Here is a 17,476-nt window from a genome sequence, read left to right as displayed (position 1 = left end):
GCACAGTACAGTGGCGCGATGATGTTTAGTTAACACAAAAAGAAATTTTCCGCCACCCAAAGGAAGCACAGGGCTGTGCCGTGCTTCCCACGACGAAGTTTTATAAAAATGTCTTTACCACTGCCCTGACGAATTCCCGAAAATCATCTAAATTCATTTTCAGGATTAGGTATACCTCTTTATCGTCAACATCATGATACAAGTGAACTACCCGGTTGCGAAACTTAGCCATTTGCAGAAAAGCCAACCCCTTCTTTTGCGGTAGAATCTCCTGCTCTGTCAAAATTAAAAAAGCTTCAGCATAAGTCTTGGGGGTTCGGAAACGTTCCCTGGCTATTATATGGTGGGCAATATCAAGCATTGCTTCAATGGATACTTGTAATAGGTGCTTTGCGGATTCGATGTAGTAAAACTTATCTAAAAAGTTTTCAGGGGTGAGCTCGGCCAGGGTTTCCAATTTGGCCAAATTGTCTTCAATAATACCGATTTTGTGTTGGACAACCTCTTTATCCACCATTGGCGTAAGCCTCCTTCAACGCCTTACTCCTTTCACGGTGAAAATTTTTTAGGTGGTATGCGTAATCAAGATAGTATTTATACGTTTCCTCCAAGAAATTACTGGTGGCTACGTAATCCCCCTGGTAGATCAAACAGCCTTCCGAGATAGCACGGTAACGCAGTTGGATGGGTGATCTGTTTAGATTAACCACGTCAATTTGGTCTGTTCCCATTGCTAAACTTAAAGCAACTTCCAGTTCCAATTCTGTCCTTAAATCAGCATTAACTTCCGGCAGAAAGATAACACCCAGATCAATATCGCTATGTTTGGTTTGAAACTCTGTTCCGTATGAGCCAAACAAATATACCGCCGCTATATCTCTTCTTAATTCCAATATTTTTACCAGCTTGCTAATAAAAACATTAATCTCCTTTTCCCTTGACTGCATGGGAATACCTGCCTTTTCATAAAATACGCCAATAATCCATAACGCCCCAAAGCAACCCCTTAGCCTATTTCTACTACATGGATCGCCTTATGGGAAGCGGAGAACCGTCCCCGTTCTGTTCAAAAGTAATTTTATACCATTTTACCCCCTTGGACAATACGAGCTAGCTAATTAAATATCACTATTTTACAAAGAAGCCATGGTTTAGTTTTGATAATATCTAGACCCGGGGGCAAATCATTTGCCATAGCCCAGCAATCCCATAACCAGAGCCACCATACCGGCGGCGATGAGGGGTCCCACGGGCACGCCCCGGAAGAAGGCCACCCCCACGATGGTACCCACCATGAGCCCCACCATTACCTGTGGCTGGGCGGTTAGAAAACCAACCCCCCGGCCCCCTAAATAGGCTACAAAAACACCCGTAGCCAAAGCCACCAGCCCGGTGGGACTGGCCAGAGTTCTGTACAATTCCGCCCAACCAATCCCCCCGCTGGCAAAAGGAATTAATATGGCCAAGGTGATAATGCCAATACCCACATTGAGGGCGTTTTTTTCCAATACGGGGAACAGCGCCTCACCGTGCAGTAGGCGCAGCGCCAGCAACACCCCCGCGGCGGCGGCCACCACGTAATTATGTCCTACAATGCCCAGTAAAATAATGACTAAAAGAAGAATACCGGCTTGTCCCAAAGATGTCAAAAGGGTCACCCTCCTATTTGAGCTACAGACGATTGTTAGTTTTCGTAGAGCTCATGTTTAAAGCCGACACCCGGTCACCCTCTTATATCAGTACGGCTACCTCGTCCCGGTCCAGGGTGTTCCGAATATCGTGCATCACCTGTCTAAAAGAGCGGTCCTCACCGGCAGCCCTTTCAATCTGCCGCAGTACGTCGATTTCCCTGCGAATAGTGGAAAATATATCGCCCTCATGCAAATTACAGCGTTTCTGCAGTTCTTCAAAGGTGGCGCCATTGTACCAGCTTTCAGACAGCGGTCCCGGCAGCGGCGACCACACACATAGATGCTCGGGCACACCGGCGTCCAGCAGATCATTTCTTAACAGTGCCACATTATCCATGTTGTATGCACCGGGCAACACCACTTCGTCCCGGCCGGGCTGGTAATCAATGCCCGCTAAAATAGCGGCTGCTTCCGCCGGTGACGCTTCCCGCAGAATACCTGAAAATACCAGTTCGGTAACCAGTATTTCCTGAACGTGTACATGCAGGGCAAAGAGCCCCCGGGGCAATAGCGTCTTACCTTCGATAAATCCGAGTTTTTCCAACAAATCACACATGCGGCGAAATTCCTGGTGGTAATCCACGGCATATCTTTTCAGCTGGCGATTGCGCCGCACCAGTTCCTTTTTGCGCTCCACCAAAGCAGCGATTTCATCATGGGCGTCCCGGCAGTCATGGTGCAGACACCCCTTGGCAGGCTGGGCCAGGATAGACTTAATTTCCGCTATCCGCCCCGGTATCTCGGGCTTATGACGTCGCTTGCGATTGCGCAGGCGGTTCAGTTCTTTTTTCAATTTTTCCCGCAGCATAGGACAGGATGGCCCGTCTTTATCCTCACAAAAGTGTTTGCGCAAGGTGAAGATTTTTTCCTCTACCGTTTCCAGTTCCCCGGCCAGGCTGGCAATTTCCCGGTTGTTCTGGTACACCGCCAGGTTCTGGGAAAGATAGCGCTCTATTTCAGCATCGGTTTTCCAGTGCAGCAGGCTGAGAGCGGTATTGGGGGAAATCACCAACCGGCCCCTTACCGGCTCTACCTGGCTTTCATCAAAAAAGCCGGTTTGCTCGGGGAATTTTTCATCTATATTGACATAAACATGCCCCACCTTATCGAAACCGCGCCTGCCGGCCCGGCCGGCCATTTGGAAGAATTCCCGGTTCAACAATCCGCGGTGATTTCGCCCATCCCATTTGCGGGTGGCATCGAATACCGTACTGGCCGCTGGAAAATTAATACCCACGGCAAAGGTTTCGGTGCAAAAAAGCACAAAAATAAGCCTGGCCTCGTAAAGATTTTCTACCAGTTCTTTTAAAGCAGGTGACAGGCCGGCATGGTGGTAGCCGATGCCCTGAAGCAGCAAGCGCCGCAGATGCTTGCGCCGCCCCCCGAACAAACCCGGGGAGACCTGTTCCGACTTTTCAATCAGCTCATTAACCCTGTTCTTTTCTTCGGACAGCAAAAAGTCCCATTCCCGGCTCAACTCTTCGGCTAAAAGTTCCGTGCGTCCCCTGCTGAATACAAAGTAAAGGGTGGGCAGGTGGTCCTGGATCGACTCAATTACGCCCACACAAGCAGCATTATTCACCAGTGCCATGTTTAATCCCCCTTCCCACCGCTACCATGTAAATACCGGCGGCGGCTGCCCACCTGGCGCAGCGCTTCAATTTCATCAAGGGCCTCATCTTCATCCAGCACTTCGTTATCCGGGGAAATCCAGTTGATTTCCAGCGGCACAGCCCGACGGTATTCTTCCACTACCAACACTTTGCTGCCTCTCACTTCCTCCATCCAACGGGCTATTTCATGAATATTGGGCACGGTGGCGGAAAGACCCAGTATTCGTATATGGGGGGGCGCAAAAATGATACTCTCCTCCCAGGCCGTGCCCCGCTCCACATCATCAAGGTAATGTACTTCGTCAAATATTACATGAGATATATTATCCATCCACTCCGGGTTGGCAAAGCACCAGTTGCGAAAAATTTCAGTGGTCATCACTAAAAGCTGAGCCCGCTCATTAATGGATACATCACCGGTAATCAACCCCACCTGGTAGTGGCCGTACTGGCGGGCAAAGTCACGGTATTTCTGATTGGAGAGGGCTTTTATGGGAGATGTGTAAACAACCTCACGGCCCTGCTCTAAAATACTGTTCACCAAACGCTCGGCAATCAGCGTTTTTCCAGTGCCGGTGGGTGCCGCCACCAGCACCGAATGGCCATCCATCAATGCTGCAATGGCTTTTTGCTGGTAATTATCCAGCACTATTGGCCCGGGTACCCGAACAGATTCGCTTTTGCTCCGCCTGGGGCGCCGTTTTTTGTGCCGCACCGGCCGCTCAGGGCTTTGGCCTGGTGATTCGCCCCATCCCGTCCGAATATCATGGAGGCGGGCCAGTAAATCCTCCACATCGCCGCGGCGCAGCTGATACGCGCCCCGCTCCGAACGACCCGCGCTGCGCAGGTGTCCCTCCCGGATCAACCGTTTGATCTGGTCCTGGGATATGGCCAATATCCTGGCGGCGTCGGCCGGTTTTATTTTCTCGGCCCGCCGCAGCAGTCTTTCCATATTAGGGGAACGGTGCAAAGCATCTGCGGGAACACGCCAGTAGCGCACAACCCCTTCCATTTGAAAACCCTTCAGGTGTCCCAATTCCCGCAAACCGGCCACATCGCCGGGATGTATACCCAGCAATCGCCCCACTTCCCGGGCAGTGTACGAGTTATCTATGAGGTAAGCCACCGGTACCGTTGGGCCGCCCCGGGCAGGCAAATCCAACCCGGTAAATTCATTTAACTCCCGGGCAATTTTGCCCGCGTCTGCTTTGATGGGGGCACAAAACAGCTCCCGCCGCCCCAATTTCACTTCCACACAGCCGGCCTGCAACGCCTCCTGCCGGGCCAGTTTACGCTCCCGGGGGGCAAAGTCCTCCAGGGTAAAAAATGAACGACCGCCCATCTTTTGTTTCAATGTATAGTGCACATAAGCCAGTATCTCCCGGCGGCGCAATTCCTCGGCACCTTCGGGCCGGGTATCCACAGTAACGCGCCCGTCGGGCAATATAACAAAGGGCGGCTCCTCCCGCCCCTTTTTAATTTGGGCCACCAGTTTCTTATGACGCTTGAACATGCGGACAAATTCCTTGCGGCTGATGGGCTCGCTGCGTGACAAATACCTCCCCACCTCGTCCCAGGCCGCATCGCTGTCCGGGTGGGCATAACGGCCGCCGGGCAGGCAAATCAAGTGGGACACCGCCTCGGGCAGCAGCTTTTCACCCAACGATTGGCTGATTTCTTCCCCCGTCATTACTTCGTACTCTTCAAGCAATTCATCCACCTGCTGGCGCTGCCGGCGAACCCATTGGCTGTGGGCCCGCGCCTCCTCAGACCGCCGGGCCATTTCAGCCTGCCCCGCCGGAGTATCCCGCAGTGTAAAGGTATGATCCGGCCGCATAACAACATCAGGCATACCTCCGGGCAGCCTGGACGGCAATTCCACCGGAAGCATTTCCGCCAGTTGCTCCCGCGTCCGGGGCACTCCGTCACCCAGCAACTCCCTGATCATTTCCTGTGCCTGGGTCAGCAATTTAGCCTTCAACACGGGCATGTTGGAAGCAATAATTTTGGCGGCCAACCGTTTTTCCTTCCCGTCAGGGACTCCGGCACCGTTGGGGCGACTCAATATAACCTGCTCCGGTGGACCGCCCTGAGTGCCCTGCACTGTCACCTCGCCCCGGGTAGCCAGGGATTGCAATGCACCGGACAGCTCATCAAGACAGCTTCCGGCCCGGTTCCACAATTCGGGTAGGGTGATCTGCCCCTCCGCCGGTATATGATCCAGCAATATTCTTTTTATTTCCTCTGTTCTGGCGTTTGCCAATCTAACAACTCTCCTGATAGCTCATTTTGATAAATTTACCAAGTATTTACAGGCTGGTATCAGCATCTACCATACCGTTGCCAAACTTTGAAATTACGCGGCCGTCACCTGCCGGGAGAATCCTGACAACCTACAATGAAACAGGTATACAGCCTTATTATATCCAAGATTTTGACATTTACTACACCAGCAAACCTTTGCTAACCAACTGATTTACTGTGTAATATATCAAACCAAGTGTCGCCTGAGCAGTACATTCCACAATAAGTCCATGGTTTCACCGGCCCGGCGATTGATGATAAGATTGGCCTTACTGTCCGCTACGGTGGCATCAAGATTGATTATTGCCAAACTGCCGGCCATCATGGGCAGGTAGTTGGCCGGCGCCACTTCAAGGCTGGAACCTATGACCAGCATTAATTCAGTGGTGGCTACCTCCCTGGTGGCCTCAGTAAAATCCCGGGTCAGGGGATCACCGAAAAAAACGCAGTCGGGCTTATAAATCCCCTGGCAGTCATTGCAGCGGGGCGGTATTTGACTGGCCATCACTTTATCCATTAAGTGGTCCCAAACTATTTGCCCGCCACACTGCATACATGTTGCTGAACGCAGGTGCCCGTGCACTTCCCATACTTTTGTTGAGCCGGCACGCTGGTGCAGGCTGTCCACGTTTTGAGTGACCACGCCGGCCAGCAAACTTGCTTTTTCCAGTTCAGCCAGCACTTCATGGGCCCGGTTGGGACGGGCTGATTTAATGGAGGCCAAATGGGGCAGGCCGGCCTGGTAAAAGGCCTCAGGCCGGTGAGTAAAGGTTTCGGCCGAGAATGCGTACATCGGGTCGACCTTGGACCACAGACCGCCCGGGCTACGAAAATCAGGAATGCCGCTCTCAGTGGATATCCCGGCACCGGTCAGTACCACTGTTTTTTTACTGTTCAGCAACATGTCGGCCAGTGTGGCCACCTGCTCTTGCAAAAGCATAAGGCACCGTTCCTTTCACTGCAAAAACTATTATAAACCGATATAACCACTACGCTTGATTTGTTCAACTACCTAATAGCTGAACCCCCAATAGTTACATCTAATTTAATAACTTTTGCGGGAAGGCGATTGCAAACATTTTATCATTATATCTTAGATCAACTTTCTACGTTATAAGTTTACGTTACCAATGATATTCTTTTCCCACACCCGGGGCAAGTGCCATCTGATATTTCTCCCACCTGCGTTCGATATCCCTCCCGGTCGATAAGCACTGTACCGCAGCCCGGGCAGGTTGTGCTGGAAGATTTCAGCTGAGGTGCATTGCCGATATAAACATAGTGCAGTTTTTGCCGGGCCAGGTCCCTGGCCCGCATTAAAGTTTCCTCCGGGGTGGGTGGCAAATCCAGCTTGTAGTTGGGAAAGTAACGAGAAAAATGCAGAGGCATATCCGGATCCACACCGGCCAACCAGTCCACCAGACTGCTGATTTCCTCCTGGTTGTCGTTTAAACCGGTTATCAATAAAGTGGTTATTTCTATATGACAGTGCCCGTGGGCAACCTCTACAGTACGCAAAACAGGATCCAGCCGGCCTGCACAAGTAGAGCGATAAAAATCATCGGTAAAAGCCTTAACATCAATGTTCATAGCATCGATATAGGGAAGCAGTTCCCGCAGCGGCTGTTCGTTGACATAACCGTTGGTTACCAGTACATTTTTCAGGCCGGCATCCCGGGCAAGCTTGGCGGTGTCGTACACATATTCATACCACATGAAAGGCTCCGAGTAGGTATAGGCCAGGCCCACACAGGGGTAACCGCGCTTTTTTTGCTCCAGTGCCAATTCCACCGCCTGTTCCGGGCTTATGCGGGTGGTACTGGGAGTTTCCTGGGCAATTTGCCAGTTCTGGCAGAAACCACAGCGCAGATTGCAGCCCACAGTGCCCAGAGAAAATATCAATTTACCCGGGTAAAAGTGGTAAAGGGGCTTCTTTTCAATAGGATCAAGGGCATATGAGGAGCACTCAGCGTAATTGGTAGCATAAAGAATACCACCCATATTTTCCCTCACCCGGCAAAATCCCCGCTTGCCCGGGGGAATATTACACAGCCGGGGGCATACCTGGCAGTTAACCTGTTCCTCAGGTCCTTTGGTATAAAACATGACCTCGCGCCTCAACCGACCAACTCCTTACCATATATAATGCATGTAATGTACCCTTACCTTAAGCTACCGGTACCTGACCACCTTAAAACGTTCCAAGCGTATTTTTTCTCCCGGGCTAATGCCCGCTTTTTGCCTGGCGATGGCCACCTGCTCCTCCACGGTGTCAATGCCCTCTAAATCAGGCAGCAGCAGTCCCCGCCTGCTGCCTGCGGAGACAATAACCCCATACCGATGGGGATCCAGCTCATCCATACTCTGTACAGGCTCCGGGTCGGTTAAAATATCCACCGAAATATCAAGTTCCGGTAGTTCTTCCGGCTCAACCGGATTAAAGCGGGGGTCCCGGGTGGCGGCGCTAATGGCGTTCTCGGCAATTTCTTCGGTTATATTATTATATGTTGGAGCAATGGTGCCGATACAACCTCTCAGGTGGCCGTGTTTTTTCAGTGATACAAACACCCCCGCCCGGCGGTTGGCAAATTCATCCGGCACCCCGGAAGTCTCATAAGGTTTATCCTTTGACCCGCCGTAATAGTGCTCCAGCACCGCCCGGGCAAGCTGCACAGGGTAACTTTCAGCCGATCTCCTCTGACTTGCCCGGACCAGTGCCCCGTGACGCAATTTTTCCTGCCACCGGCGCTTATCATTCCGCACACCAGGCACCAGCGCAGCTACCATATAGCCCACCCCGAAGGGCCCTTCGTAGGACAACACCTCGCTGTTTATTTCCACCCCGTCCAGTGCGCCCAACATCATAATGATGGACCTCAGCCCGCATTCCCCGGCCTTTTCCACCAGGTCCGCATCAATCCCGCAGATACCCTCCACATCCGCCGCACCAACCAACTCCACCAATTGCAAGTCAAAATCCTTCCCGGATGGGTGATAACCGGCCGGTGCGTCCGGGGTCAGCCGGTGGGAAAGATCCGAGCTGGCCAGCACAGCTACTTTTTTATCTAATGCCGCGGCGGCATCCCGCACAGCCACCCCGAAGGAGTAAAGCTCGTGGAAGGGCAGCAGGCCCATGGACACATGCACCAAAGGCATACTCACACCAGCTTCCCGGATGAAATACAGCGGCGCTGTAATACCGTGGTCCAGCTCGGTGGATACGCCAAAGCGAGCGGCCAGGGCATTATCTATACCCGCAGTGGTAATGCCCTGCAAACCGGCCATTTCCTTTATCTTATGCACCAATTGCAAATCATTGGGCAGCGTAAAGCGCACCCCGGCAGCGCCGAACTGGCTCAGGCTGCCTTGAAGCTCTTTTACCGCGCTGATACCAATACCATCGCTGAAAACAGTGCCGTGCGGGGTAATCATCACCAAAGTTTGGGCACCGCTTTCATTTAATCGCCGGCCTAATTCCAGCATGGCTTTTTTAGTGCTGGCCACTTCCTCATCCTGACCACGCCCCACCTCGGGCACCATCACGGGAGGGTGGGGACAAATACCACAAAATACTATGGACATAGGCATCCCCCAATAACGTCCGGCCGTTACGGGTAATCAGCTCCTTTCATAAAAATCCGGCATATGCCATATTGTGCTTTAAAGCAGGCCCCGGTATACAAAATAACCGCCCAGCCCGGCCAGAAAAGCACCACAAAACGCTATCACACCGCGATAGAGCTGCTGGTTCAAAAACCGGCGCCCGCCGGCTACCGCGCCCGATACCAGCCCGTACCAGATAAAATCCGACAGCAGGTGCCCGCTCATAAAAGCCAGCAGCCCGGCTGTTCCCTGCGCCATGGAAGTAGTGATATAAACCAGCCCTACCGTAGCCCACCAAAGGCTCCAGTAAGGGTTGGATAAACTCACTAAAACGCCCGCCGGTACCGGGTGCAGCCTGAACCGTCCGTTGCCCACCCGCTCACCGGCGGCATCCTCATCATCCGAGGCCAGCTGCAACGAAACCCTGCCCCGCCGGGCATCCCGGTACATGGTCCAGCCCATGTAGATTAGAAACGATCCCCCTACCACCGCAATCACAGTTTGCACCTGTTTCTCCAGCAATAAATCCGCCACTCCCCAGACCAACAACAGCACCAGCAAAATTTCCAACAGGGCGTGCCCAACCATTAAAAGGGGACCGGCTATAAAACCACGCCGGATGGATTCCCCAATGGTCACCGTCAGCAGCGGTCCCGGCATGATAGCGCCTGAAAAGCCAACCACAAGGGCCGTCACAAAAATCGTTTCTAAATTCATTCTCCTCATTCCTCTTGCGTATTTTACAGCTATTGTTAAGCAAACCGGAGCATCTGTAATTCAACATTATTCTTATTTTCGCCAATTAACTGGCAAAACCTGCCGGACCGTCCCAGTTTCATAATATAACTTTTAACTGCTCACAGCTTTTAGCATTGCAGCCAACAATGCCGGATCCCCATTGCTCATACTATATTATCCACTTTCAACAACCAGCCAAAAGTTTCTATATCATTTCCGCGAATTGTCGCATTCAGGCTGCGAATGGTGGTTTTACAATAATGAATGGTAGTTCAGCCATGTTGAGAGGTTATTTGGAGCCAGCCCGAACTGTTGCTTTTTAGATAAAAATGAAATATCCTATTACTACAATACTGACTGAACATTCAGTCATAAATACTTTTAACCTTTTTGGCAATTTAAAACCCACACCACCGTACGGGTTCAATAAACAACTATGGACAGTAAAAGGAGGAACGCCGAAGATGAAGTGCAGCATCAGCAAGGCAGCAGTTCTGGGGGCCGGCGTTATGGGCGCAACCATTGCCGCGCACCTGGCCAATGTGGGCATTCCCACTTACCTGCTGGACATTGTTCCCAAACAGCTGACTCCTGATGAGGAAAAAAATGGGTTCACACTGGATAGCCCGCAGGTACGGAACAGGCTGGCCGCCAATTCCATCGCCGCCTTGCTCAAAGCTAAACCGGCACCGTTTTACGTACCTGAAAATGCGGCTCTGTTAACTCCCGGCAACTTTGAAGATAACATGGATGTACTGGCCGAGTGCGACTGGGTTATTGAAGTGGTCGTTGAACGGCTGGACATTAAACAAAAGCTGTTAAAAAAAGTGGCATCCATTGTCAAACCAGAAACCATTGTTGCTTCCAATACCTCCGGTATATCCATTAATCAAATGTGCAAAGGGTTGTCCAAAGGTTTCAAGCAGCATTTCCTGGGTGCCCACTTTTTCAACCCACCCCGCTACATGAAACTGCTGGAACTGATTCCCTGCAGCGAAACCCTGCCTGAAGTCGTGAAGTTTATGCAGGACTTTGGCGAAAAGGTACTGGGCAAGGGTGTAGTCATTTGCAAAGACACCCCTAACTTTATCGCCAACCGTATCGGCGTATATGGTATGTGTGCCACCATTAAATCCATGCTTGATTTCGGCCTGTCCGTTGAAGAAGTGGACGCACTGACCGGCCGCGTGCTTGGCCGGCCCAAGAGCGCATCATTCCGTACCCTGGACATGGTGGGTCTTGATATTATGGTGCACGTGTCGCAAAACATTTATGACATGTCCACCGACCCCAAGGAAAAAGCCATGCTGGAAACTCCCGCATTTGTACAAAAAATGCTGAAAAATAAATGGCTGGGTGATAAGAACAAACAAGGTTTCTATAAAAAGGTTAAAACTGAAAAAGACCGCGAAGTTTTGGTGCTGGACCACAACACCATGGAATACCGTCCCAAGCAAAAGCCCGGGTTTGCTTCCCTGGAAGCCGCCAGGCAAGCCGGCAAGCCCGCCAAACAGATGAAAGCACTGCTAATCGGCAAAGACAAGGGTGCTCAGTTTGCCTGGACCGTGCTAAGGGATACCATCGTCTACGCCGCCAACCTGCTGGGCGAAATTGCGGACAACATTCAATCCATAGATGACGCCATGCGCTGGGGCTTCAACTGGGATATGGGTCCCTTCGAAGTTTGGGATGCTCTGGGCGTTCAGTCCGTGGCGGAGCGTATCAAAGCCGAAGGCGGCACCGTGCCCAAAGTGGTGGAGGATCTGCTGGCTTCCGGTAGAACCAGCTTTTATGAAAAACAGGACGGCTGCCGTTATTATTTCGATCAGAATAACAAGGAACTTGCCCAAGAACGGATTCCCGAAGGGGTTATTATACTGACCCCCCTTAAAGAGCAAGGTAAAGTTATTAAATCCAACAGCGGTGCCAGCCTGATTGATATCGGCGACGGTGTGGTTTGCCTGGAATTCCACAGCAAGGCCAATTCCATCGGAGATGATATAGTTAATATGATTAACTATTCAGTTAAGGAAGTGGAAAAAAATTACGAAGGACTGGTTATTGGTAATTACGGGCGGCATTTCTCGGTGGGTGCCAACCTGTTCCTGATACTGATGGAAGCGGAAGATGACGAATTCGATGAACTGGAAATCATGGTGGAAGAGTTCCAAAAGTCCAATATGCGCCTAAAGTACTGCAAAAAACCTGTGATTGCGGCGCCGCACGGCATGACGGTAGGTGGCGGATGCGAAGTCTGTCTGCATGCCCACAAAGTTAATGCTGCCGGCGAAACTTACATGGGTCTGGTGGAAGTGGGTGTAGGCTTGGTACCAGCCGGCGGAGGCTGTAAAGAGCTGGCCTTCCGAGCTGCTGAATTGATGACCCCCACCAGCATAGTTAATGTCGGTGGTACTAACACCATGCAGCCTATGATCAACCGAGCCTTTGAAAACATCGCCATGGCCAAAGTGGCCACCAGCGGCAGAGATGCCATTAAGCTCGGCTACATGCGATCCACCGACCAGGTAAGCCCCAATCGCGACCGTATTATCGGCGATGCCAAACGCCTTGTCTTAGAAATGGCTGCCGGCGGATTTACCCCACTACAGCCCCGGAAGATGCAGGCCGTAGGGGAATCGGGTTACGCCGCCATTGAGTTGGGTGTGCAGACGCTGCTCTGGGCTAAACAAATTAGTGAACACGATGCCAAGATCGCCAAAAAGGTAGCTTATATCGTGACCGGCGGCGGTGTTACACCCGGTACCACGGTTACCGAGCAGGACCTGCTGGATCTGGAAAGGGAAGCCTTCCTGAGCCTGCTTGGGGAACCCAAAACCCTCGACCGGATGAGATACATGCTCAAGTTCAATAAACCACTAAGGAATTAAGGGGGTAGCATAATGCGAGAAGCTGTAATTGTTAGCGCTGTACGTACCGCAGTTGGTAAGGCACCCCGGGGCAAATTAAAAAACACCCGACCGGAATACATGGGTGCCGAGGTTATCAAGGCCTTAATAGCCAGAACGCCCGGCCTTGAGCCGGCTGAAATAGATGACGTTATCTTTGGCTGCTCCTTCCCGGAAGCCGAACAAGGTATGAACATAGGCCGCATGCTGGTGCTTAGGACCGGCCTGCCCCACTCCGTGCCTGGTGCCACCATAAACCGCTTCTGCTCCTCGGGCCTGGAGTCCATCGCCATCGGTGCCACCCGGGTGATGGCGGGATTCGCTGATATATACCTGTGTGGCGGCGTAGAGAACATGAGCATGGTACCCATTGGCGGCCACAAGTGCATGCCCGATCCGGAATTGATGGTTTCTTGCCCCCAGGCGTATATAAACATGGGCCTTACAGCAGAAAATGTGGCCCAAATGTACAACATTTCCAGACAAGAGCAAGATGAATATTCCGTGGCCAGCCATGCTAAAGCCGCTAACGCCATTAAGGAAGGGCGGTTTAAAGAACAAATCGTGCCCCTCACCATCACAAATAAAACCCGTTCCAATGGCCGCCTGGTGGAAAAAACTTTTACCTTTGATACCGACGAAGGCGTCCGCCCCGGCACCACCCTGGAAATACTAGGCGAGCTCCGTCCCGTATTTAAGGCCGGCGGTTCGGTAACCGCGGGTAACAGCTCCCAAACCAGTGACGGCGCCGCCGCTGTAATGATCATGAGCCGTGAAAAGGCCGATTCCCTGGGGTTAAAACCAATGGCTGTATTCCGATCCTATGCCGTTGGCGGCTGCCCGCCGGAAATCATGGGTATGGGGCCCACCGTTGCCATTCCCAGGGCTCTAAAAATGGCCGGCATTGCCAAGGATCAGGTGGATGTATTTGAATTAAATGAAGCATTTGCCGTGCAGGCGCTGGCCTGTATCAAAGTTCTGGAACTGGATCCCGGCAAGGTAAACTTTAACGGCGGCGCAGTGGCCCTGGGCCACCCCTTGGGCTGCACCGGCTCCAAGCTGACCACCCAGCTGGTGTATGAAATGAAGCGCCAAAACGCCCACTACGGCGTAGTAAGTATGTGCATTGGCGGCGGCATGGGCGCGGCCGCTGTATTTGAAAACGTTGACTAAGTACAGTGCCGCGCCTGCCTTCCCAAGATTTGCTTATTCCAACTCCTGACTGATTACTCAATAATAACAAAATAAAGAAAGGGGTAGCCAAAAATGCAAAAGGGTGCTATGTTTTTTCTGGAAGATATCGCCCCGGAACAGGTTTTTACTCCCGAAGATTTTACCGGCGAGCATAAGATGATTGCCGATACTGTGGCCGGTTTTGTAAAAAACGAAATACTGCCCAATGTAGAAGAGCTGGATAATCAACAAGAAGGTTTAATGCGCTCCATGCTGGAGAGGGCAGGTGAGCTGGGCCTGCTGTCCGCAGACATTCCCGAAGAATATGAAGGCAGTGAAATGGGTAAAATTGCTGCCGCCATAATAACCGAAAACGTATCCGCCGGTGGATCCTTTGCCGTCAGTCACGGCGCCCATACCGGTATCGGGTCACTACCCATTGTGCTTTTCGGCAATGAAGAGCAGAAGAAAAAGTACCTGCCCGGTCTGGCCTCCGGAGACCTGGTGGCCGCCTATGCCCTGACCGAGCCCATGGCGGGTTCCGATGCACTGGCTGCCCGGACCAAGGCTGTACTGAGCGAAGACGGCAAGTTTTACATCTTAAACGGTGAAAAGATTTTTATCACCAACGCCGGTTTTGCCGATGTCTACATTACCTACGCCAAAATTAACGGCGAAAAATTTACCGCCTTTATAGTGGATAGGGATACCCCGGGCTTTTCAGTTGGTGCAGAAGAAAAGAAGCTGGGGATTAGAGGTTCCTCCACCTGCTCGCTGATTTTTGAAGATGCTAAAGTACCCGTGGGTAATGTTTTAGGTGAAATTGGCAAAGGCCATGTTATTGCATTTAATATATTGAACATTGGGCGCTACAAGCTGGGTGCCGGTGCAATGGGTTCCTCCAAAGCGGCTCTCGCCATAGCAGCCAAGTATGCTGTAGAGCGCCAGCAGTTTGGCATGCCTATCGCTAAATTCGGTATGATTAAAAACAAACTGGCCCAAATGGCCGTCAAAACTTATGCTTCGGAAAGTTTGGTTTATCGCATGGTGGGCGATATTGAAAAAGCTTTGGCAGGAAAGACCAACGGCAGAGAAATCGGTGCCGCCATCGAAGATTATGCCATTGAGTGCTCCATTGCCAAGATACACGCATCGGAGACCCTGGATTACGCAGTAGATGAAACATTACAAATCCACGGCGGCTACGGTTATACCCAGGAATTCCCGGCCGAGCGTTTCTATCGTGATGCCCGCATCAACAGGATTTTTGAAGGTACTAACGAAGTTAACCGGCTGATCATCCCCACCACCCTGCTGCGCCGTGGTATAAAAGGTCAATTGCCTCTGTTCCAGGCCGCCCAGGCACTGACCTCCGAAGTTATTTCATTAAGGGCTAAAATCCCCACCGGGGACGAGGCGCCCTTTGAGCTTGAAATGGATATCATCAACCGGGCCAAGAAACTGTTCCTGATGGTGGGCGGTAGCGCGGCTCAAAAATATATGCAAAAAATCGCCGAGGAACAGGAAATCATCGAAATCCTGGCTAATATGGCTATTGAAATTTACGCCATGGAGAGCACCGTACTGCGGGCCAGGAAAGCCCTGGAAAAAGATCCGGAAAACGCTGAAACAAAAGTTGAACTGGCGCTGGCCTATGTATATGACGTATTTCCCAAATTGGATGCCTGGGCCAAGCAAGCATTGGCTCATATGTTTGATGGTGACATGCTGCGCACCAACCTGAGCATTGGCAAGCGCCTGGCCAAATTCACACCTGTCAACCTGATTGCCATCAGGCGGAAAATTGCCGATAAAGTACTCGATGCAGGCAAATATGTAGTGTAATTGATAAACTCTCCACGCGAGCAAAACTTGCTTACTAAGTTATGACTTATGAAAACTGGCTTTTATGAAATCGCGTCCTACGTTAATAAAAAGAGAGGAGGTGGCACATGGCCGCCAAACGCACCGGAGAAAAGTATGACGCTATTATTGAAGCAGCCGTCAAGGTTATTGCGGAAAATGGCTACCATAACTCCCAGGTGTCCAAAATCGCCAGGGAAGCCGGGGTTGCGGACGGAACAATCTACCTATATTTCAAGAATAAAGAAGACTTGCTGGTATCTTTATTCAAGGTAAAAATGGGTGAATTTACAGCCGGTGCCCGGCATGAATTAAAGGAATTGCAAGATTCATTCGCTAAACTGGCCAGACTAATTTATCTGCACTTTAACCGTCTGGAAACCGACCGCTACCTGGCCCTGGTTTTACAAATCCAGCTGCGCCAGTCGGAAACCTCCATTCGTCAAGGCATTGCCGGCCCTTTAAAACTTTATTTCAATATCATTGAAGAGGTAGTCTCCCATGGTATAGAGAGCGGTGCTTTCAAACCGGATATCAACCGCAAACTGGCCCGGCAAATGATCTTCGGTACCATGGATGAAGTAGCCACCTCCTGGGTGATGTCCAGTCATAATTACAAACTTACTGATCAAATTGAGCCGGTTTACTACCTTCTGGCCCGGGCCCTGGCACAGGATGGAAAAGTTAAATCTTTCTCTATATAAAAAACCGGTGTTTATCACCCGGCTTTTTTTGAAAAAGATAAGCCTTCGACCACACATTTATCTCGCTGTATTCGAACTTTAAAACCTCTTTAACTGGTTTATTGCCGGCGCCTTTTACGATTAAATGCCCACATTAAATAAATGATCAGCATCAAAAAACCGATGAACATAGTTAATAAAGCAAAATTTGAACTTTCCAGGAAATTAACTGCGGCGCGGCCATAAATGATAATTAGCCCCGCTTCCAAAAAAAAACGGGCTCCCCGACCCAGGGTAGACCAAAACAGCAGTTTTCTGAGGGGTAAATTTAGTACCCCCGAAGTTATGGTAATCAACTTAAAGGGCACTGGTGTAAAAGCCACAATTAATACAGCCATTGCCCCATAGTTTTTAATAATTTCCTCCGCCCGAATGATTTTTTCTCGGCGGAAAAAACGCAATAACAAAGGTCTACCACCTTTTTGACCCAGCCAGTAACCCAACATGGCCCCGACCACGGACACACTGGTGGTAATCAACGCCATTAACAGAGCACTGTTGGGGTTCATCAAACATAGAGGAATAAACAGCACCTCGGGCGGTATGGGGCTGATAAAAGAATCTAATAGAGTCATTAGCACCAGGCCCCATACCCCATATTGTTCTATAATCGACAAAAGTTGCTCCGTAACGCCAAACATAAATAAACAACCTACCTTCGCAACACACTTATACCTTATTTGTTTTACTATATTTGTTTTACTATAACACCGTGAGGTTATTAAACCATGCATACGTCATAGAACCATTTGGGTTAACCAGGAACGTGAGGAAATTCACAACCTGCCACTTAAGCTCAATCCCTTAATAATAAACAGTTATTATTAATATTATTGAACAAC

The 17,476-nt window shown here is 50.8% G+C and carries 14 protein-coding genes; 4 read left to right on the top strand and 10 right to left on the bottom strand.

The window, feature by feature from the left end; genetic code table 11:
* Positions 1 to 100: 100 nt before the first annotated feature.
* The 9 genes from hepT to DESGI_RS01970 all read right to left on the bottom strand — a co-directional run bounded on the left by hepT (position 101) and on the right by DESGI_RS01970 (position 9,928).
* On the bottom strand, positions 101 to 517 hold the full coding sequence (gene hepT / locus DESGI_RS02010) for a type VII toxin-antitoxin system HepT family RNase toxin (RefSeq protein WP_006522821.1): 417 nt from the start codon (positions 515 to 517) through the stop codon (positions 101 to 103).
* Positions 507 to 947, bottom strand: coding sequence for a type VII toxin-antitoxin system MntA family adenylyltransferase antitoxin (gene mntA, locus DESGI_RS02005; protein ID WP_006522822.1), 441 nt, complete (start codon positions 945 to 947; stop codon positions 507 to 509). The genes hepT and mntA overlap by 11 nt, the downstream gene beginning before the upstream one ends.
* A gap of 237 nt (positions 948 to 1,184) precedes the next feature.
* A complete protein-coding gene (locus tag DESGI_RS02000; RefSeq protein ID WP_435050888.1) occupies positions 1,185 to 1,658 on the bottom strand; it encodes a DUF441 domain-containing protein in 474 nt (157 codons plus the stop codon).
* Between the two features lie 73 nt (positions 1,659 to 1,731).
* A complete protein-coding gene (locus tag DESGI_RS01995; RefSeq protein ID WP_006522824.1) occupies positions 1,732 to 3,282 on the bottom strand; it encodes a helicase-related protein in 1,551 nt (516 codons plus the stop codon).
* 2 nt (positions 3,283 to 3,284) lie between these two features.
* On the bottom strand, positions 3,285 to 5,567 hold the full coding sequence (locus DESGI_RS25525; RefSeq protein ID WP_006522825.1) for a helix-turn-helix domain-containing protein: 2,283 nt from the start codon (positions 5,565 to 5,567) through the stop codon (positions 3,285 to 3,287).
* A gap of 228 nt (positions 5,568 to 5,795) precedes the next feature.
* Positions 5,796 to 6,548, bottom strand: coding sequence for an SIR2 family NAD-dependent protein deacylase (locus tag DESGI_RS01985; protein ID WP_006522826.1), 753 nt, complete (start codon positions 6,546 to 6,548; stop codon positions 5,796 to 5,798).
* Between the two features lie 179 nt (positions 6,549 to 6,727).
* Positions 6,728 to 7,714 carry an AmmeMemoRadiSam system radical SAM enzyme gene (amrS, locus tag DESGI_RS01980; protein ID WP_006522827.1) on the bottom strand — a complete coding sequence of 329 codons (987 nt, stop codon included), beginning with the start codon at positions 7,712 to 7,714 and terminating at the stop codon, positions 6,728 to 6,730.
* A gap of 66 nt (positions 7,715 to 7,780) precedes the next feature.
* Positions 7,781 to 9,190 (bottom strand): AmmeMemoRadiSam system protein A, encoded by a 1,410-nt coding sequence (amrA, locus tag DESGI_RS01975; RefSeq protein WP_006522828.1) that lies wholly within the window; start codon positions 9,188 to 9,190, stop codon positions 7,781 to 7,783.
* Positions 9,191 to 9,268: 78 nt separating this feature from the next.
* Positions 9,269 to 9,928, bottom strand: coding sequence for a LysE family transporter (locus DESGI_RS01970; RefSeq protein WP_006522829.1), 660 nt, complete (start codon positions 9,926 to 9,928; stop codon positions 9,269 to 9,271).
* A gap of 485 nt (positions 9,929 to 10,413) precedes the next feature.
* Here DESGI_RS01970 and DESGI_RS01965 point away from each other — a divergent pair, with 485 nt between their 5' ends.
* The 4 genes from DESGI_RS01965 to fadR all read left to right on the top strand — a co-directional run bounded on the left by DESGI_RS01965 (position 10,414) and on the right by fadR (position 16,595).
* The gene (locus DESGI_RS01965; RefSeq protein WP_006522830.1) at positions 10,414 to 12,837 is read left to right on the top strand and encodes a 3-hydroxyacyl-CoA dehydrogenase/enoyl-CoA hydratase family protein; all 2,424 of its coding nucleotides are present in this window, start codon (positions 10,414 to 10,416) and stop codon (positions 12,835 to 12,837) included.
* Between the two features lie 12 nt (positions 12,838 to 12,849).
* Positions 12,850 to 14,028 carry a thiolase family protein gene (locus tag DESGI_RS01960; protein ID WP_006522831.1) on the top strand — a complete coding sequence of 393 codons (1,179 nt, stop codon included), beginning with the start codon at positions 12,850 to 12,852 and terminating at the stop codon, positions 14,026 to 14,028.
* A 93-nt stretch (positions 14,029 to 14,121) separates the two neighbouring features.
* Positions 14,122 to 15,873: an acyl-CoA dehydrogenase FadE gene (locus DESGI_RS01955; protein WP_015617899.1), complete on the top strand. Its 1,752-nt coding sequence runs from the start codon at positions 14,122 to 14,124 to the stop codon at positions 15,871 to 15,873.
* Positions 15,874 to 15,980: 107 nt separating this feature from the next.
* Positions 15,981 to 16,595, top strand: coding sequence for a fatty acid metabolism transcriptional regulator FadR (fadR, locus tag DESGI_RS01950; protein WP_006522833.1), 615 nt, complete (start codon positions 15,981 to 15,983; stop codon positions 16,593 to 16,595).
* Between the two features lie 98 nt (positions 16,596 to 16,693).
* Here fadR and DESGI_RS01945 read toward each other — a convergent pair whose 3' ends face one another.
* Complete coding sequence (locus tag DESGI_RS01945) at positions 16,694 to 17,275, bottom strand: YqaA family protein (protein ID WP_006522834.1); 582 nt, start codon at positions 17,273 to 17,275, stop codon at positions 16,694 to 16,696.
* Positions 17,276 to 17,476 lie beyond the last annotated feature (201 nt).

Origin of the sequence: Desulfoscipio gibsoniae DSM 7213 (assembly GCF_000233715.2) — a bacterium.
GTDB classification, from domain to species: Bacteria; Bacillota; Desulfotomaculia; order Desulfotomaculales; family Desulfallaceae; genus Sporotomaculum; species Sporotomaculum gibsoniae.
The sequence above is the reverse complement of the archived record's forward strand: the minus strand, read 5'-3'. Positions and strand labels throughout refer to the sequence as shown.